General features: G+C 64.7%; 17 protein-coding genes. 11 read left to right on the plus strand and 6 right to left on the minus strand.

The features are described 5' to 3' along the window. Window positions 1-211 precede the first annotated feature (211 nt). The 9 genes from ACVMB1_RS37065 (at window position 212) to ACVMB1_RS37105 (ending at window position 9,315) form a co-directional block, all read left to right on the plus strand. On the plus strand, window positions 212-1,234 hold the full coding sequence (locus tag ACVMB1_RS37065) for a TRAP transporter substrate-binding protein (protein ID WP_076832508.1): 1,023 nt from the start codon (window positions 212-214) through the stop codon (window positions 1,232-1,234). A gap of 172 nt (window positions 1,235-1,406) precedes the next feature. Further along, entirely contained in the window at window positions 1,407-1,973 is a 567-nt protein-coding gene (locus ACVMB1_RS37070) for a TRAP transporter small permease (protein WP_057015996.1), read from the plus strand. Window positions 1,974-1,979: 6 nt separating this feature from the next. Further along, window positions 1,980-3,296 carry a TRAP transporter large permease gene (locus ACVMB1_RS37075; protein ID WP_057015997.1) on the plus strand — a complete coding sequence of 439 codons (1,317 nt, stop codon included), beginning with the start codon at window positions 1,980-1,982 and terminating at the stop codon, window positions 3,294-3,296. Window positions 3,297-3,300: 4 nt separating this feature from the next. Beyond that, a complete protein-coding gene (locus ACVMB1_RS37080) occupies window positions 3,301-3,762 on the plus strand; it encodes a DUF3237 domain-containing protein (protein ID WP_076832505.1) in 462 nt (153 codons plus the stop codon). A gap of 331 nt (window positions 3,763-4,093) precedes the next feature. After that, window positions 4,094-4,888 (plus strand): crotonase/enoyl-CoA hydratase family protein, encoded by a 795-nt coding sequence (locus ACVMB1_RS37085; protein ID WP_076832502.1) that lies wholly within the window; start codon window positions 4,094-4,096, stop codon window positions 4,886-4,888. Beyond that, window positions 4,885-6,756: a feruloyl-CoA synthase gene (locus tag ACVMB1_RS37090; RefSeq protein ID WP_076832499.1), complete on the plus strand. Its 1,872-nt coding sequence runs from the start codon at window positions 4,885-4,887 to the stop codon at window positions 6,754-6,756. Before ACVMB1_RS37085 ends, ACVMB1_RS37090 begins: the two co-directional genes overlap by 4 nt. A gap of 20 nt (window positions 6,757-6,776) precedes the next feature. Further along, window positions 6,777-7,538: an SDR family NAD(P)-dependent oxidoreductase gene (locus ACVMB1_RS37095; protein WP_057016001.1), complete on the plus strand. Its 762-nt coding sequence runs from the start codon at window positions 6,777-6,779 to the stop codon at window positions 7,536-7,538. 62 nt (window positions 7,539-7,600) lie between these two features. After that, on the plus strand, window positions 7,601-8,020 hold the full coding sequence (locus ACVMB1_RS37100; RefSeq protein ID WP_057016002.1) for an acyl-CoA thioesterase: 420 nt from the start codon (window positions 7,601-7,603) through the stop codon (window positions 8,018-8,020). A 146-nt stretch (window positions 8,021-8,166) separates the two neighbouring features. Further along, a complete protein-coding gene (locus tag ACVMB1_RS37105) occupies window positions 8,167-9,315 on the plus strand; it encodes an ABC transporter substrate-binding protein (RefSeq protein WP_076832497.1) in 1,149 nt (382 codons plus the stop codon). 125 nt (window positions 9,316-9,440) lie between these two features. Here ACVMB1_RS37105 and ACVMB1_RS37110 read toward each other — a convergent pair whose 3' ends face one another. From ACVMB1_RS37110 to ACVMB1_RS37125, 4 genes are all read right to left on the minus strand, one after another. After that, entirely contained in the window at window positions 9,441-9,836 is a 396-nt protein-coding gene (locus tag ACVMB1_RS37110) for an endonuclease domain-containing protein (RefSeq protein ID WP_141342403.1), read from the minus strand. Between the two features lie 226 nt (window positions 9,837-10,062). Continuing rightward, window positions 10,063-10,794, minus strand: a complete 732-nt coding sequence (locus tag ACVMB1_RS37115; RefSeq protein ID WP_057016004.1) for an ABC transporter ATP-binding protein — start codon at window positions 10,792-10,794, stop codon at window positions 10,063-10,065. Beyond that, the gene (locus ACVMB1_RS37120) at window positions 10,791-12,560 is read right to left on the minus strand and encodes a branched-chain amino acid ABC transporter ATP-binding protein/permease (protein ID WP_076832494.1); all 1,770 of its coding nucleotides are present in this window, start codon (window positions 12,558-12,560) and stop codon (window positions 10,791-10,793) included. The genes ACVMB1_RS37115 and ACVMB1_RS37120 overlap by 4 nt, the downstream gene beginning before the upstream one ends. Before the next feature lie 5 nt (window positions 12,561-12,565). Beyond that, a complete protein-coding gene (locus ACVMB1_RS37125; RefSeq protein ID WP_028336532.1) occupies window positions 12,566-13,606 on the minus strand; it encodes a branched-chain amino acid ABC transporter permease in 1,041 nt (346 codons plus the stop codon). Between the two features lie 179 nt (window positions 13,607-13,785). On the opposite strand from ACVMB1_RS37125, the gene ACVMB1_RS37130 reads away from it, so the two are divergent. Then, window positions 13,786-14,304: a MarR family winged helix-turn-helix transcriptional regulator gene (locus ACVMB1_RS37130; protein WP_028336531.1), complete on the plus strand. Its 519-nt coding sequence runs from the start codon at window positions 13,786-13,788 to the stop codon at window positions 14,302-14,304. 90 nt (window positions 14,305-14,394) lie between these two features. On the opposite strand, the gene ACVMB1_RS37135 is transcribed toward ACVMB1_RS37130, so the two are convergent. Continuing rightward, on the minus strand, window positions 14,395-14,880 hold the full coding sequence (locus ACVMB1_RS37135; RefSeq protein WP_076832491.1) for an adenosine-specific kinase: 486 nt from the start codon (window positions 14,878-14,880) through the stop codon (window positions 14,395-14,397). A gap of 313 nt (window positions 14,881-15,193) precedes the next feature. Here ACVMB1_RS37135 and ACVMB1_RS37140 point away from each other — a divergent pair, with 313 nt between their 5' ends. Further along, on the plus strand, window positions 15,194-16,363 hold the full coding sequence (locus tag ACVMB1_RS37140) for a saccharopine dehydrogenase family protein (protein ID WP_076832488.1): 1,170 nt from the start codon (window positions 15,194-15,196) through the stop codon (window positions 16,361-16,363). A 51-nt stretch (window positions 16,364-16,414) separates the two neighbouring features. Here the strand turns inward: ACVMB1_RS37140 and ACVMB1_RS37145 are convergent, their stop codons facing one another. Beyond that, window positions 16,415-17,140, minus strand: coding sequence for a phosphorylase family protein (locus ACVMB1_RS37145; RefSeq protein ID WP_076832486.1), 726 nt, complete (start codon window positions 17,138-17,140; stop codon window positions 16,415-16,417). Between the last annotated feature and the right edge of the window lie 385 nt (window positions 17,141-17,525).

Here is a 17,525-nt window from a genome sequence, read left to right on the forward strand (position 1 = left end):
AAGGCAACTATATCATATAACGATTTTGGCAAGGCGGATTTGCGCGGGACCCGCGCGTTCGCCGCAGCGCAAGATGCGGTGGCGCGGGACCGGGCGGAGGGTGCGACGAGGCGTCCGCCCGCCGGATTTCATCTTGAATATCCGCGCGAATTAGATAACATGTTAAGTAATGAGCCGGGCACGAAGCCCGTCCTGGAGAGGAGGAGACGTGATGAGGAAGACAATGTTGGCGGTGTTGATGGCCGCCGCCATCGTGCCGGCCGCGGGACCTGCCGTCGCGCAGGACAAGACCGTCAATCTCAAGGTGTCGCTATGGGTGCCGCCGGCGCATCCGCTGGTGCCCGCGACCCAGGCCTGGGCCGCCGACATCGAGAAGGCATCGGGCGGCACCATCAAGGTCACCGTGTTTCCGTCCGAGCAACTCGGCAAGGCGTTCGACCATTACGACATGGCGCGCGACGGCATCGCCGACGTCACCTATGTCAATCCTGGCTATCAGCCCGGCCGTTTCCCGATCGCGGCCGCAGGCCAGCTTCCGTTCACCTTCTCCGACGGCAAGAAGGGCACGCTGGCGCTGAACGAGTGGTATCACAAATATGCGCCGACCGAGATGAAGGACACCAAGCTGTGCTTCGCCTTCATCCACGATCCGGGCGCGCTGCACGGCAAGAAGAAGATCGTGCTGCCGAGCGACCTCTCCGGCGTCAAGGTGCGTCCCGCGCAGAGCACCATCGGCGAGATGGTGAAGATGTTCGGCGGCACCAATGTGCAGGCCTCCGCGCCGGAATCGCGCGACGCGATCGAGCGCGGCGTGGCCGACGAGATCACCTTCCCCTGGGGCTCGATCTTCCTGTTCGGCATCGACAAGGTGGTGAAGTACCACATGGACGTGCCGCTCTATTCGACGGTGTTCACCTACAACATGAACCTCGCCAAATATAATTCGATGTCGGCTGCCCAGAAGAAGGTGATCGACGATCACTGCACGCCGGAATGGGCCTCCAAGGTCACCGACCCCTGGACCGATTTCGAAGCCAATGGTCGCACCAAGATGAAGGCGCTGGAAGGCCACGAGGTCTATCCGCTGACTTCGGATCAGCTCGCCGAGTGGAAGAAGGCAGTCAAGCCGCTGCGCGACAGCTGGGCCGAGGCGGTGAAAAAGGCCGGCGGCGATGCGGCAAAGATCGATGCCGATCTGCAGGCCACGCTGAAGAAGTTCGAGGCGGGGATCTGATCCCGCTCCCCTTCACCTCTCCCCGATTGCGGGGAGAGGTCGGATCGCATCGCCAGATGCGATCCGGGTGAGGGGGTACAGGTCTCACCGCATTCACGACTCGTGGAAGCAGCCCCTCACCCCAACCCTCTCCCCGCAAGAGCGGGGGAGAGGGAGCTCATCGAAGCAACGCATGACGCAATCTGCCGAAGTTTCCCAAGACGGCGCGATCACCGGCCCACCCGAGCCGGCGCGCAAGAATTTCATGGATCGCTTCATCGATTCGATCGAATGGGTCGCGGCCTTCTTCGTTGGCGTCGTCGCGCTCAACACCTTCACCGCGGTGTTCATGCGCAAATTCTTCGCGGTGACGATCCCCGACTACTACAATTTCGGCCAGTTCCTGCTCGGCATCCTGATCTTCTGGGGAATTGCGGCGACGAGCTATCGCGGTACCCACATTACCGTGGATCTGGTCTGGGCCAATGCCTCGCCGCGCTACCAGCGCTGGATCGACATCTTCGCGACGCTGGTGCTGCTGTTCGTGGTGAGCGTGCAGACCTACACGCTGGTCGACAAGGTGATCGACACCAGGAACAGCCATATCGTCACCATGGATCTCGGCGTGCCGGTCTGGCCGTTCTTCCTGGTGTCGTGGATCGGCGACGTCTCCGCGGTGCTGCTGATCGCGATCCGCACCTACCGCCTGATCTTCCATCCGGAAGATATCCATGATGCCAAGATCAAGACCGCGGAGTAGACGGCCATGAGTCTCGACCTCAGTCCCGAGACCGTCGCCGTCATCGGCTTTGTCAGCCTGTTCGTGCTGATGCTGCTCCGTGTCCCCGTCGGCATGGCGATGGGCCTCGTCGGCATCACCGGCTTTGGCTATCTCACCGGCTTCGCGCCGGCGCTCAAGCTGGTCGGCCAGACCACGATGCGTACGGTGACGGATTATTCCTTCGGCGTGATCCCGATGTTCCTGTTGATGGGCGCCTTCGTGTCCGTCTCGGGCATCAGCCGCGAGCTGTTCCGCGCCGCCAACACCTTCGTCGGCCATTGGAAGGGCGGGCTCGGCATTGCGACGATCGCCGCCTGCGGCGGCTTTGCCGCGATCTCCGGCTCGTCGGTCGCGACCGCCGCGACCTTCTCGGCCGTCGCCTATCCCGAGATGCGTCGCTTCGGCTATCCGCAATCCTTCGCCGCCGGCGTGATCGCGGTCGGCGGCACGCTCGGAGCGATGCTGCCGCCGTCCACCGTGCTCGCGGTCTACGGCATCATCACCCAGCAGGACATCGGCAAGCTGTTCATCGCGGGCGTGGTGCCGGGCCTGCTCGCGATCCTGATGCATATGATCACGATCGGCATCATCGGCGTGACGCGGCCCGCTTTCCTGCCGGCGGGAAAGAAGGCGTCGTGGCACGAGCGCTTCGTTGCGCTGCGCGACGTCTGGTCGCCGCTGCTGCTGTTCCTGTTCGTGATCGGCGGGCTCTATGGCGGCTTCTTTGTCCCGACCGAAGCCGGCGCGGTCGGCGCGGTGGGCGCCTTCATCATCGGTATCCTCCGCGGCAAGCTGACCAGGGACGGCATCCTGCAATCGCTGCTGCAGGCGACGCGCACCGCGGCCGCCGTGTTCACGGTGCTGATCGGCGCGCTCTGCTTCGGCTATTTCCTCACCATCACCCAGACGCCGCAGCACGTCACCGAATTCCTCACCGGGCTTGGCATCGGCCCCTATGGCGTGCTGGCGCTGATCCTCCTGATGTATCTGGTGCTCGGCTGCCTGATGGACGCGATGGCGATGGTGATCCTCACCGTCCCGATCGTGTTTCCGGTGGTGACCGCGCTCGGCTTCGATCCGATCTGGTTCGGCATCATCATCGTCATGACGGTCGAGCTCGGCCTGATCCATCCGCCGGTCGGTATGAACGTGTTCGTGATCAAGAGCGTCATCAAGGACGTCAACATGTCGACGATCTTTGTCGGGGTGCTGCCGTTCGTCATCACCGACCTGATCCGGCTGGTGATCCTGATCCTGTTCCCGCTGCTTGCGACCTGGCTGCCGCAGCGCATGATTGGTTAGGCCTATGAATCCCGAGCTTGAGACCAGATACGTCTTCACCATCACCGCCCGGATCGCGGAGGTGACGTCCGCCGGCGACATCGGCACCGGCGTCCGCCGCATCATTCCGATCATCGGCGGCGAGGTGAAGGGCGAGAAGGTCAACGGCAAGGTGCTGGCGTTCGGTGCGGACTTCCAGATCATCCGGCCCAATGAGCTGATCGAGCTGGAGGCGAAATATGCGTTCGAGACCGACGACGGCGCCGTCGTCTATGTCGAGAACAAGGGCATCCGCTTCGGGCCGGTCGAGCTGTTGCAGAAGCTGAAGCGCGGCGAGCCGGTCGACCCGAAGCTGATCTATTTCCGCACCGTGCCGAAATTCGAAACCGGCGCCGAAAACTACCGCTGGCTGATGCAGCACATCTTCGTCGGCTCCGCCGCCCGCCACGCCGACCGCGTCGTGATCGACGTGCATCAGGTGCTGTAGCTTCGCACACTTGCCGTCTCACCCGCCGGGATCCGCCACACATTCGGTGTCGTCCCTGCGAAGCAGGACCCATACTCCGCGGTCTGTGCCGTGAACGGGACTCGTCGTTCCGCCGTCGCGCAGCAATAACCGTTTGTGGTTATGGGTCCCCGCTTTTCGCAGGGACGACGGGTGGAGGGAGCCGCGCGTATCAACTCCATCACCGTCACCCTGAGGAGGCCGCGCAGCGGCCGTCTCGAAGGGGCGATGGCCACCAGCCGTCCGCGCCCATATTGACTCTCCCGCTAATTGTTATAAAGCATAACTATTCTGAACGGGAAACAATAACGCCATGGGAAACGCTGCCGGCGAGGGAGACGCTTCGCTGCTCAGGATCGAGACGCGAGGGACGGTGCTGACGGTCGGGCTGAACCGTCCCGCCAAGCGCAATGCGCTGAACGACGGCATCATCCTGGCGCTGCGGGATTGCTTCTCCGCGATACCGGATGCGGTCGGCGCCGTCGTCATCCATGGCATCGGCGATCACTTCTCGTCCGGCCTCGACCTCTCCGAACTGACCGAGCGCGACGCCACCGAGGGCCTGGTGCATTCCCAGATGTGGCACCGCGTGTTCGACCGCATCCAGTATTGCCGCGTGCCTGTCATCGCCGCACTGAAGGGCGCGGTGATCGGCGGCGGACTGGAGCTGGCTTGCGCCGCGCATATCCGCGTCGCCGAGCCGTCGGCCTATTTCGCGCTGCCCGAGGGCCAGCGCGGCATCTTCGTCGGCGGCGGCGGATCGGTGCGGCTGCCGCGCCTGATCGGCGTGCCCAGGATGGCGGACATGATGCTGACCGGGCGGGTCTATTCGGCGACCGAGGGCGCCGCCTACGGCTTCTCGCAATACCTCACCGAGGCCGACGGCGCGCTGCCGAAAGCGCTGGAGCTTGCCGAGCGCGTCGCCGCCAATGCGCCGCTGACCAACTTCGCCGTGTTGCAGGCGCTGCCGATGATCGCCGAGGCCAATCCGCAGACCGGCCTGTTGATGGAATCGCTGATGGCGACGGTGGCGCAGAGCGACAAGGAAGCCAAGAAGCGCATCCGCGCGTTTCTTGATCGCAAGACCGCCAAGGTAAAGCCGACATGAGCGCCGCGCCGTCTGCGAACACTGCGAGCGCGCATCCGCTGCGCCCGATCTCGTTCGGTAATCCCGACGTTACCGTCGAGCGCCGCGACGACGGCACCATCTATCTCCGACCGAAGCTTAGCCTCGCCGATTTTCCGGTTCGCCTCACCGATCGCCTGCACCACTGGGTAAAGGCCGGGCCGAACCGCGTGTTCATGGCCGAGCGCGCCGCCGGTGGCGGCTGGCGGCAAATCACCTACGCGCAACTGCTCGAGGCTATCAGGCGCATCGCCTCCGCATTGATCGCGCGCGGATTGTCGGCCGAGCGGCCGATCGTGATCCTGTCGGGCAATTCGATCGATCATGCCCTGATGGGGCTCGGCGCGCTCTATGCCGGCGTTCCGTTCTGCCCGGTGTCGCCGGCCTATTCGCTGGTGTCGCGCGACTATGGCAAGCTCAGCTTCGTCATCAAGCTCCTGACGCCGGGCCTCATCTTTGTCGACGATGCCGACAAGTTCGCCGACGCACTGCGTGCCAATATCGGACCCGATGTCGAGATCGCCGCGAGCCGCGGCACCGTGCCCGGCCGTGAGGTGACGCGCCTTGCCGGTCTCCTGGCGACGCCGGAAGACCCGCGCCTCGATGCGACCCATGCGGCAATCGGTCCGAACACGATCGCGAAATTTCTGCTGACGTCGGGGTCGACCGGCAATCCCAAGGCCGTCATCAATACCCAGCGCATGATCTGTGCCAACCAGGTGATGCTGCGCGAGACGCTGGCGTTCCTCAAGGATGAGCCGCCTGTGATCGTCGACTGGTTGCCGTGGAATCACACCTTTGGCGGCAACCACAATGTCGGGCTGACGCTCTATAACGGCGGCTCGATGTATCTCGATGAGGGCAAGCCGATGCCCGGCGGCATCGAGGAGACGGTGCGAAACCTGCGCGAGATCTCGCCGACGGTCTATTTCAACGTGCCCAAGGGCTATGAATCGCTGCTGCCCTATCTGCGCGATGACGCCGGTCTGCGGGCAAAATTCTTCGCCCGACTGCATGCGATGTTCTTCTCGGGCGCCGCGCTGTCGCCGTTCATCTGGAACAGCCTCGATGCGCTCGCCGTGCAGGAGAAGGGCTATCGCGTGCCCATGCTGACCGGCCTCGGCGCCACCGAGACTTCGCCGTTCTTCATGTCGGTGCGCCCGGATACCAGCCGCTCCGGCCATGTCGGGCTTCCGGTGTCGGGCAATGACGCGAAGCTCGTTCCGAACAACGGCAAGCTCGAGGTCCGCGCCAAGGGCCCGAACGTGACCCCGGGCTATTGGCGGCAGCCCGAGCTGACCGCCAAGGCGTTCGACGAGGAAGGCTTTTACAAATTTGGCGACGCGCTGAAGCCCGCCGACGCTGGTGATCTCGATGCCGGGTTCGATTTCGACGGCCGCATCGCAGAGGATTTCAAGCTGGCGAGCGGCACCTGGGTCAGCGTCGGCCCGTTGCGGGCGCGCTTCGTCGGCAACTGCGCGCCGCTGGTGCGCGACGTCGTGATCGCGGGGCTCAACCGCGACGAGCTCGCCGCGATCGTGATCCTCGATCTCGATGGCTGCCGCCTGATCAATCCGCAGCTCGCCTCTGGCGATATCGCGGCCGCGGCCAATGATCCGCTGGTGCGGGCGGCCTTCAGCGAGCGCTTCGCGCGCGTGCTGGCCGGCGCCACCGGCTCGTCGAACCGGATCGCGCGCGCGATCCTGCTCGATACGCCGCTGTCGATCGATCGCGGCGAGGTCACCGACAAGGGCTCGATCAACCAGCGCGCGGTGCTGGAGCATCGCACGGACATCATCGAAGCGCTCTATGCGCCGGTGCCGCCGGCATCGGTGATCACGTCAGTCTAGTTCTCGAACAGGAGAAAGCCATGCAGTTGAAGGACCAGGCCGCCATCGTCACCGGCGGCGCATCGGGATTGGGCGCTGCGACCGCGCGCGGTCTCGCCGCGCAGGGCGCCAAGGTCGCGGTCTGCGACCTCAACGCCAAGCTCGCCGAGAGCGTCGCGGCGGAGATCGGCGGCATTCCCGTCGTCTGCGACGTCGCCGATGCTGCGGCGGCCGAGGCCGCGGTGGCCGCCGCCGCCAAGGCGCACGGCCCCGCGCGCGTGCTGGTGAACTGTGCCGGCATTGGGGTGGCAAAACGCGTGATCGGTCGCGAGGGGCCGATGGCGCTCGGCGACTTCGACAAGGTGATCAAGGTCAATCTGATCGGCTCGTTCAACATGCTGCGGCTTGCGACCGCTGACATGGCCAAGCTCGAGCCGCTCGCAACCGGCGAGCGCGGCGTCGTGATCTCAACGGCCTCGGTCGCGGCCTATGACGGCCAGATCGGGCAGGCGGCCTATTCGGCATCGAAGGGCGGCATCGTCGCGATGACGCTGCCGATCGCGCGCGAGCTCGCGCAATTCGGCATCCGCGTTCTGACCATCGCGCCCGGCCTGTTCATGACGCCCCTGCTGGCCGGCCTGCCGCAGGAAGCGCAGGATTCGCTCGCCGCCGCGATCCCGTTCCCGCGCCGGCTCGGCCAGGCCGACGAGTTCGCCTCGCTGGCGCTGCACATGATCGACAACCCCTATCTGAACGGCGAAGTGGTGCGGCTCGATGCCGCGCTCCGGATGGCGCCGCGCTGAAGCATGATCCGGAAGAGCACGAACGCCCTTCCGGATCGCTCATGCTCGATCGAGGATAAACCATGTTCGTCAATCGGCGCGACGTGCAGATCCAGTGGGGCGATTGCGACCCCGCCAACATCGTCTATTACCCGCGCTACTTCGCGATGTTCGACGACTCGACCTCGATCATGTTCGAGGCCGCCGGTTGCTCGAAGCAGGACCTCGTCCACAAATACGGCCTGGTCGGCATTCCCATGGTCGACACGCGGGCGAAATTTCACATCCCGTCGACCCATGGCGACTGGATTACCATCGAGAGCCGGATCGAGAGCATCAAGCGCTCGAGCTTCGAGGTGGTGCACCGCGTGTTCAAGGACGAGGCGTTGGCGATCGAGGCGTTCGAGACCAGGGTGCTGGTCGGCCGCCACCCGGACGATCCCGCCAAGCTGAAATCGGCGCCGTTTCCGCAGGAGATCATTGACCGCTTCATGAAGTGCTGACTCGCACCCCCTCATGACTCGACTTTCGGAGCATGATCCTCTCGGAAAACCGGTTTCCACTTTTCCGGATCATGCTCTAAAGAAGGGGCTGAATTGGCCCGCAAAACCGGTTTAAACCCAAAAAACTTAACTGCAGGGAGGAATGAATGAGGAAGGCCACTCTCGCCGCGGCGCTCGCAGCAGCCATCGCGCTGCCGGGCGCGCCCGCACTGGCGCAGACCAATGAAATCACCATCGGCATCTCGATCTCGACCACGGGGCCCGCCGCGGCGCTCGGCATTCCCGAGCGCAATGCGCTCGATTTCGTGCCGAAGGAGATCGGCGGCGTACCGCTGAAGCTGATCGTGCTCGACGACGGTGGCGATCCGACGGCCGCGACCACCAACGCGCGGCGCTTCGTCACCGAGTCCAAGGCCGACATCATCATGGGCTCCTGCACCACGCCGCCGTCGATCGCGGTGTCGACGGTCGCCAACGAGGCCGGCATCCCGCATTTCGGCCTCGCGCCGTTCCCGATCAACGAGGCGCGCATGAAGTGGTCGGTCGACCTGCCGCAGTCGATTCCGATCATGGGCAAGGTGCTCTACGAGCACATGAAGGCGCACAACATCAAGACCGTCGGCTATATCGGCTATTCGGATTCCTACGGCGATCTCTGGGTCAACGACTTCAAGGCGCAGGCCGTGCCGATGGGCCTGACCATGACCGACGAGGAGCGCTTCGCGCGTCCGGATACCTCGGTCGCCGGCCAGGTGCTGAAGCTCGTCGCCGCCAATCCCGACGCCATCTTGGTCGGTGCTTCCGGCACCGCTGCGGCGCTGCCGCAGACCGCGCTGCGCGAGCGCGGCTACAAGGGTCTGATCTACCAGACCCACGGCGCCGCCAGCATGGACTTCATCCGCATCGCCGGTGCGGCCGCGGAAGGCGTCATCATGTCGGCCGGCCCGATCATGTCGCCGGAAACCCAGCCCGACAGCGCGCTGACCAAGAAGCCCGGCCTCGCGCTGAACACGGCCTATGAAGCCAAGTACGGCGCCAACAGCCGCAGCCAGTTCGCCGGCCACTCGTACGATGCCTTCGAGGTGATGAAGCGCATCATCCCGGTGGCGCTGAAGACCGCCAAGCCCGGCACGCCGGAATTCCGCGAGGCGATCCGCAAGGCCTTCATCTCCGAGAAGGAGATCGTCGCGACCCAGGGCGTCTACAACTGGACCGAAAAGGATCGCTACGGCCTCGACGACCGTTCGCGCATCCTGCTGACGGTCAAGGACGGCAAATACGTCCCGGCGATGTGAGCTGGACGCAATCTCTGAAACGAAGAAGCCGGTCCCGATGGGGCCGGCTTTTTCTTACCCTCCCCTGGAGGGGGAGGGTCGCTTCGCATCGCAAGTAGCGATGTGAAGCGGGGTGGGGTGGTGGTCTATCGCCGTCGGTAGTGCTTCAGCGGCACAGCTTCCGCTTCGCGAGCGCCATAGAGCTCGACATAGATCCGTTCGAGCACGGCATTCAAATCCTCACTGACCTCCGAATTCCAGAACCTGACGACGCGATATCCTTCCCGCTCCAGCCACTCTTGTCGCGCACGATCGCGCTTCGCCACTTCATCGTCGTTGTGGTGTCCACCGTCCGACTCGACGATGAGTCGCTTGGCCGGGCAGAAGAAATCGACGACGTAAGGGCCAATCGGTGCCTGCCTTCGAAAATGCGTTCCGTCCGTTGGCAGCTCTCTCAGCGCGCGCCACAGGATTCGTTCATGCGGCGTCGTGTTGGCGCGCAGCTCTGCGGATTGATGTTGAGACCATTTGTGTGGCTTCACCCCACCCCGATCGCACCCGCGATGCTGCGCTTCGCGCGCGCAATCGACCCTCCCCCTCCAGGGGAGGGTGAAGTGGAGCGCAATCCTTGCGCGAATGCAAGCGCGGTCAGAAATCATTTCCCGGAAGGCGCACCTGCCTTCATCCTTCCCTGGAGGGGGAGGATCGCCGCGCATGTAATGCGCGGCGAGGTGGGGTGACGGTCTCTCCGCGATGGAGTTGCGCGTCCTAAATCGCACTCTCGCCTTCGTGCTGGAAGCCGAGATAGCTCGCGGCGACGCCCTTGTTGGCGGCGATTTCCGTCGCGGGGCCTGACAGCACGAATTCGCCGAGCTCCATGACATAGGCGCGGTCGGCGATCTGCAATGCGGCCTGGGCATTCTGCTCGACCAGGAGCACCGAGACGCCGGCTGCGCGGAGCTCGCCGACGATGCGGAAGATGTCGGCGACGATGATCGGAGCGAGGCCGAGGCTCGGCTCGTCCAGCATCAAGAGCTTCGGCGCGCCCATCAGCGCGCGGCCCATCGCCAGCATCTGCTGCTCGCCGCCGGACAGCGTGCCGGCAAGCTGCTTGCGCCGCTCCTTGAGCCGCGGAAACAGCGTGTAGACCCGCTCCAGCGAGGCGGCCGCGACGGCCTTCGCAATCCGGAAGGCGCCGAGCTCGAGATTGTCCTCGACATTCATGGTGCCGAACAATTCGCGATGCTCGGGCACCAGGCTGAGGCCGGTGGCGACGCGGTCCTCGATATCGAGCGGCGCCATGTCGACGCCGGCGAAGCTGGTGCGCCCCTTCAGCGGCAGCACGCCCATGATGGCGTTGAGCAAGGTGGTCTTGCCGGCGCCGTTGGCACCGATGATGGTGACGATCTCGTTCTGGGCGACGTCGAGCGAAACGCCGCGCACCGCCTCGACCTTGCCGTAGGAGATGTGAACGTCGGTCACCGATAGCAGCGCACTCATGCGGCGGCTCCGAGATAGGCCTTGATCACGGCGGGATTGCGCTTGATCGCGGCCGGCGTGCCCTCGGCGATCTTGGTGCCGAAATCCAGCACCACGATGCGGTCGGCGAGATCCATCACGAACCCCATGTCGTGCTCGACCAGCAGCACCGACATGCCGCCGTCGCGCAATTGCCGGAGCAGCGCGGCCAGCCGCTGCTTCTCCATGTGGCGCAGGCCGGCGGCCGGCTCATCGAGCAGCAGCAGCATCGGATCGACGCACAGCGCGCGGGCGATCTCGACAATGCGCTGCTGTCCGAGCGACAGCGAGCCCGCGAGCTGGTCGATCTGGTCCGACAGGCCGACGCGCGCGATCTGCCGCGCGGCTTCCGCCAGCAGCCTCGCCTCATCAGCGCGGTCGAGCCGCAGCATGCTGGAGATCGCGCCGGAATTGCCGCGCAGATGCGCGCCGATCGCGACATTCTCCAGCACGGTCATGTCGGGCACCAGCTTGACGTGCTGAAAAGTCCTGGAAACGCCGAGCTTGACCACCTCCTGCGGCGGAGCATTCGCGACCTCGTTGCCGAGCACTGAGATCTTGCCGCTGGTTGCGGTCAGGACGCCGGTGATCAAATTGAAGGTCGTGCTCTTGCCGGCGCCGTTCGGGCCGATCAGCGCGACGATCTCGCGGGCGTTGACGTCGAACGAGACGTCGTTGACCGCGAGCACGCCGCCGAACTGCTTGCGCGCCTTGTCGATGTGCAGAAGGATCGGAGACGTTCCTGGCGCTCGTTCGCGGTGCTCCAGTTTCACGGACGTGTCCGGGGTCTTGCGGGCGGGCTTGAACGGCAGCCGCGACATCAGCCAGGGCCAGACGCCCTGAGGCGCGAGCTGCAGCAGCAGCACCAGCATGATGCCGAACACGATGGTCTCGAGCTGGCTCTGGCCGCCGAAGATGTAGGGCAGGTAGCTCTGCAGCACCTCCTTGAGGATCACGACGATGCCGGCGCCGAGCACGCCGCCCCAGACGTAGCCCGCGCCGCCGACCACGGCGATGAACAGATACTCGATGCCGGCCTGCGCGCCGAACGGCGTTGGGTTGGCGGCGCGCTGGAAATGCGCATACAGCCAGCCGGACAGGCCGGCCAGCACCGCGGCATAGATGAACACCAACAGCTTGGCGCGGGGCGTCTGCACGCCGAACGCTTCCGCCGCAACATGGCCGCGCCGCAAGGCGCGGATCGCGCGCCCGGTGCGGGAGTCCAAGAGGTTCATGGTCAGCAGCGCGGACAGCAGCACCGCGACCCAGATCGCGTAGTAGATCGCATCCGGGCTCAGCATCTTGAACGAGCCGATCGACAGCGGCGGAATGCCGGAGATGCCGTCGTTGCGGCCGAGGAATTCGAGCTTGCTGAACAGATAGAACAGCCCGATGCCCCAGGCGATGGTGCCGAGCGGCAGATAATGGCCGGATAGCCGCACCGTGACGATGCCGAGCAGCACGGCGGCGATGCCGCTGACCAAGAGCGAAGCCGGCAGCGTCAGCCAGGGCGAGACGCCGTAGGCAGTGGTCAGCACCGCCGTGGTGTAGGCGCCGAAGCCGCAGAACGCGGCCTGGCCGAACGAGGTCAGGCCGCCGACGCCGGTGAGCAGCACGAGGCCCATCGCGACCAGCGCGGCGAGGCCGATATTGTCGAGCAGCACGATCCAGAACGGCGGGATGCCCGGGACAAGCGGAATCACCGCCATCACGAGCGCGAAGATGATGAGGGGAAGGCGCTGCGTCATCGCGCTCAATCCTTCTCTTCTTCGACCTCGGGCGCCGCGAGCGAGCGCAACACGAGCACGGGGAGGATCAGCGTGAACACGATGACTTCCTTGAAATTGCTGGCGTAGAACGACGAGAAGGCTTCGACGATGCCGACCACGATGGCGGCGACCGCGGTCAGGGGATAGCTGACCAGGCCGCCGATGATGGCGGCGATGAAGCCCTTCAGGCCGATCAGGAAACCGGTGTCGTAATAGAGCGTCGTGATCGGCACGATCAGGATGCCGGAGATCGCGCCGATGACGGAGGCGAGCAGGAACGCGATCTGGCCGGACAGCGTGGTGCGGATGCCGACCAGGCGGGCGCCGAGGCGGTTGACCGCGGTGGCGCGCAGCGCCTTGCCGGTCTTGGTGTAGCCGAAGAACAGCCACAGGGCGACGATGAAGCCGATCGTCAGGCCGTAGACCGCAAGACTCTGCCCGGTGAAGCGCAGCGGGCCGGCGGTCACTGCGGCATTCGACAGCGCAGGCGCGCGCAGGCCTTCGGCGCCGAAGAACACCAGGCCGAGGCCCTGTAGCGCCAGATGGCAGCCGACCGAGGCGATCAGCAGCACCAGCACAGAAGTGTGCGCGATCGGCTGGAACGCGATGCGGTAGAGGAACAAACCGATCGCCGCCACGATCAGGAGCGCGAGCGCGATGTTGACGGCGATCGGCGTGCCGGGACCGACCAGCGCGTAAATCAGACCGAGCAGCGCGACGGGAAAGGCGATGTTGAGCGCGACCGAGCGGATCACCAGCCGCGCATGCAGCGCGTTACGGGCGAAGAACAGGTCGAGGGCGAAGGCGACGAGGCCCATCGCGACCGCAAGCCGCGCTGTGCCGGGCACCTGGCCGGTCGCCAGCATGGCGTAGCTCAGCGCGCCGTAGGTGACGAATTCGCCCTGCGGGATCAGGATCACCCGCGTGACCGCGAACACCAGCACCAGGGCCAGCCCCAGCAGTGCGTAGATCGCGCCATTGGTGATGCCGTCCTGCAGCAGGAACAGCATGATCGTTGTGTTCAAGGCCGAGCGCTCCCCCTCAAGCGTCGGACCGCCTCAACCGGTCGTGCCGGTCAGGTCGGCCGATATCGGCTGTTGAAAGCTGCCGACATTTGATATAGTCCATAACAATTATTAGATATAATCTCAAGGTCCCCGAGTGTCGTGCGGGATTCTTGTAGCGGGATTGCGAGCCTGGAGCGATGACTGTTTCCAAGACCGCCACCGATGCCCTCCGTTCGTCGCGGGCCCTGCGCAGGGAACCGGCCGATTCTGCCGGGGACGACAGCATGCTGCAACTGGGCGAACTGTCCGGATTGCTCGGCTATTCGTTGAAGCGCGCGCAGCTCAGGGTATTCGAGGACTTCCTGCGCTGCGTCGCGCCGCTGCAGCTGACGCCGGCGCAGTTCTCGGTGCTGCTTCTGCTCGACAAGAATCCGGGCCGCAACCAGACCGAGATCGCCAACACGCTCGGGATCCTCAGGCCGAATTTCGTCGCGATGCTCGACGCGCTGGAGAGCCGCGACCTTTGCGCGCGGATGCGCTCCACCAACGACCGCCGTTCCCACATCCTCGTCCTGACCGACAAGGGCCGCGCCGTGCTGGCGCGCGCCAAGAAGCTGGTCGCCAACAAACACGAGGCGCGGCTGATCGAGGTGCTCGGTCCGGCCAACCACGCCGCGCTGCTGGAGATGCTGGCGAAGCTCGCGCAGGAGTTTTGAGAGAGCGCGACGGCCCGTCCGCTCGCAATGACGCGTTGGGTTGATACATATCCAGCATGCGGGCGCCGCCAGGCGGCGAACCATCGCGGTCTAAAGCTTGTAGCCGATGTTCCGCAGCAAATCCTTCCGCCACGCAATGTCGGCGTCGGTTTCGACACCCAGCGGCGAGGCGCCATCCACCACGCCGAGCACGCCGCGCCCGAGCTCCGTCTGCGCGACGATCACCTGTGTTGGATTGGCCGTCGAGCAATAGATGCGGCAGACCTCCGGCACTGCGCGCACCGCCGGGAGCACATTGACGGGAAAGAACCCGTCGCCGAGGAAAATCAGGAAGGTGTGACCGGCGCCGATCGCCAATGCGTTGTCGCGTGCCAGGGCGAGCGAGGCGTCGTCGTTACCGGAGCAGCGCACCAACCGCTTGCCGGAGGCCTCGCAGAAAGCCAACCCGAAGCGGATGCGCGGAACCGTGCCCACCAGCGCTTCGTGAAGGTCTTCCACGGTCTTGATGAAATGCGACTGGCCGAAGATGAAGTTGGTCTCATCCGGCTTGACGATGGGCACCACGGTGAGTTCCATGGCTTCGCTCCTGCACGCGAACTCCCCAATCCATGGTAGGCCGTCGGAGGGCGTTTGCAAGCGGCCACAGGCGCTCAAATGTGCCGGCTGTTGCTTCGGCTCACGCCGACCAGCGTCCGTACTCACGACGGCTCTCAAGGGGGACCGGAAATCGCCGGGAGGTTGCGCGCCGAAGGGCGGCAATTGTGGTATCCTCCGTCAAGCGCGATGGCCCGTATGTTGCCCGGCCCCTCGCAAATGGCCGCGAAGCGTACCGAGCGTTGCTAACGGATCTGAAGGGAGCGCTTCCGGGGGCTCGAGGAGGATCAACGCCGTGAAGCGGGACTTCGACCTCATCGTCTATGGCGCGACGGGTTACACCGGGGGTCTCATCGCCGAATATCTGGCGACATCCTATCGCGGCGACGATGCTCCGTCCTGGGCAATTGCGGGACGCTCAACCGACAAACTCCAGAAAGTGCGTGCCGACATCGGCGCACCGGACGATTTGCCGTTGGTGAAGGCGGATGCCGCCGAGCCGGCCAGCCTGCGTTCGATGTGCGAGCGCGCGACCGTGGTCGTCACCACGGTCGGGCCCTATCAGCTTCACGGTCCCGAGCTAGTGGCGGCATGCGCGGCCACCGGCACGGCCTATGTTGATCTTTGCGGCGAACCGGGCTGGATGCGGGCTATGATCGACGCCTATCACGAAGAGGCAAAACGGACCGGCGCGCGCATCGTCTTCTCCTGTGGCTTCGATTCCATCCCGTTCGATCTCGGTGTGCTCACGTTGCAGGAGAAGGCGCGCGAGAAATTCGGACGCCCGGCGCGGCGGGTGAAGGCCCGTCTGCGCAAGGTGAGGGGTGGCATGTCTGGCGGCACCGCGGCGAGCGCTCAGGCGACGCTGGCCGCCGCGGCGCGCGACCCGGCCCTGATCCGGCTGCTGACCGATCCCTTCGCGTTGACGCCGGGCTTCACTGGGCCGTCTCAGCCGTCGGGCCTCGTCCCCGAATATGACACAAGCATGCACGCGTGGCTCGTGCCGTTCCCGATGGCGCCGATCAACACCAAGAACGTGCACCGCACGAACTTCCTGTTGGGCCATCCCTACGGCAGGGACTTCGTTTATGACGAGATGATGGTGGCGCCGGGACTTGGGGACATCGCGAGCGTGACGACGGAGACGTTCGCCACGGTGGCGTCCTTGTTCGGGACCGGCGGTCTCAAACGCGGCGCAGGCCCGACCCGGGAAGCGCGCGAGAGGGGCTTCTACGACATCTTCTTTCTGGGCGAGGTGCCGGATGGCGGACGGGTCGAAGCCGTTGTCACCGGCGACCGCGATCCGGGCTATGGCTCGACAAGCAAGATGATCACCGAAAGCGCTCTCTGCGTCGTGCGTGACGTGCAGGGTGAGGGCGGCATCTGGACGCCGGGCGCGCTGATGGGGCCGGCCTTGCGCAAGCGTCTAAAGGAGCGCGCCGGCCTCACTTTCAGTGCGCGTTGAGGTCACGCACGTAGTCGGCAGGTATAGCGGCCCGTTCGGCTAAAAAAGCGACTAGAGGGCGATCATACGATCGTCCGCTACGATACTTGAACTTGGCTCCGACTCTTCTGCTTGCAAGGAAGGCAACCCTAATCCAGGGCCAAGCAATTGACGGCAGCGAAGCAGTGCCGCAAATCCGGACAGTGCGTCGAGACTGGTCCGAAGCAGCATCGGTAACTCGCTCGGCTGTTTCATTGTCGCACGGACCAGCGCGGCGAGATCGATCGTCCCGTTTGCACGCACTGCGGACAGGGCGGCGGCAGGAAGCTGCCGACCGGCCGGATCCATGATCACGCGGACGGCAGTCATAGGGAGGCCGCGCGCTGCAGCGACACTCGCCGCCACATGGGATTCGTTATCGACCGCCAGCGCGCCTGTACTCATATGCAGCGAGCGCTTCGCTTCTGGATGCATGGCGACCGTGGTCACACCAGCAATAGGGCCATAAATCGAACCGGGGATGAGTCGAAGCAAGGCTTGCGACCAGTCCCGATCAGTGAAGAGCTGAATCGTTTCCGAAACGATCGTCGATGCTACGACGCATGCGCCTGCCGGGAGGTCGGCCGAAAGGCCGCCCGCGACGCCAAAGCTGATAAGACCGTAGCAATCCTCAGCAATTGCCGACGCGAGAGACTCCGCGAGCGTGCTGCCATCGCCACTGCAGATCGCCTGCGTATGCAGGTCTGCAGCGATCCGCGCCTCAAATGCAAGTCCCGTGACTCCAATCACCGCTGCCATGAGTCCGCTCCCCGGATGCCGCGCTGGACGGCGAGTGTCCGCGCATGCGGGTCGTATCAGGAGTGTTCTGCTCCAACGCCAAATCGCAAATGACTAACGAGTTAGTTTCTGACGGATATGTTAGCTGCTTTGTTTTGGCGCCGTGATAAATGCTGCCTAGGGCCGGGATCCGTGGCGAGCGTGAGATCGTGCCGGAAGCTGCAACAGCGCACTTGACGAGCCAAATCGGCGACCTCACGAGACGCGTGCCGATGCAATGTCCGCCGCGTCTCCAAGTCATCGTGCGGAACGATTTGGAGCGTTGTCCGCGCTGGCAGTTCGCCTTCGCGAGCGAGCGCAAGGGTCATCGATACTATGAGTTGGTCGAGGATACCCTTCATCCCGA

It is taken from the genome of Bradyrhizobium sp. USDA 4504, from assembly GCF_054063995.1.

Bases quoted from the DNA above. Each gene is read 5' to 3' on its own strand.
- ACVMB1_RS37070 (WP_057015996.1), top strand. From the start codon at position 1,407: ATGACGCAATCTGCCGAAGTTTCCCAAGACGGCGCGATCACCGGCCCA.
- ACVMB1_RS37130 (WP_028336531.1), top strand. From the start codon at position 13,786: ATGACTGTTTCCAAGACCGCCACCGATGCCCTCCGTTCGTCGCGGGCC.
- ACVMB1_RS37105 (WP_076832497.1), top strand. From the start codon at position 8,167: ATGAGGAAGGCCACTCTCGCCGCGGCGCTCGCAGCAGCCATCGCGCTG.
- ACVMB1_RS37090 (WP_076832499.1), top strand. From the start codon at position 4,885: ATGAGCGCCGCGCCGTCTGCGAACACTGCGAGCGCGCATCCGCTGCGC.
- ACVMB1_RS37120 (WP_076832494.1), bottom strand. From the start codon at position 12,560: ATGACGCAGCGCCTTCCCCTCATCATCTTCGCGCTCGTGATGGCGGTG.
- ACVMB1_RS37080 (WP_076832505.1), top strand. From the start codon at position 3,301: ATGAATCCCGAGCTTGAGACCAGATACGTCTTCACCATCACCGCCCGG.
- ACVMB1_RS37135 (WP_076832491.1), bottom strand. From the start codon at position 14,880: ATGGAACTCACCGTGGTGCCCATCGTCAAGCCGGATGAGACCAACTTC.
- ACVMB1_RS37100 (WP_057016002.1), top strand. From the start codon at position 7,601: ATGTTCGTCAATCGGCGCGACGTGCAGATCCAGTGGGGCGATTGCGAC.
- ACVMB1_RS37115 (WP_057016004.1), bottom strand. From the start codon at position 10,794: ATGAGTGCGCTGCTATCGGTGACCGACGTTCACATCTCCTACGGCAAG.
- ACVMB1_RS37075 (WP_057015997.1), top strand. From the start codon at position 1,980: ATGAGTCTCGACCTCAGTCCCGAGACCGTCGCCGTCATCGGCTTTGTC.
- ACVMB1_RS37095 (WP_057016001.1), top strand. From the start codon at position 6,777: ATGCAGTTGAAGGACCAGGCCGCCATCGTCACCGGCGGCGCATCGGGA.
- ACVMB1_RS37145 (WP_076832486.1), bottom strand. From the start codon at position 17,140: ATGGCAGCGGTGATTGGAGTCACGGGACTTGCATTTGAGGCGCGGATC.
- ACVMB1_RS37065 (WP_076832508.1), top strand. From the start codon at position 212: ATGAGGAAGACAATGTTGGCGGTGTTGATGGCCGCCGCCATCGTGCCG.
- ACVMB1_RS37085 (WP_076832502.1), top strand. From the start codon at position 4,094: ATGGGAAACGCTGCCGGCGAGGGAGACGCTTCGCTGCTCAGGATCGAG.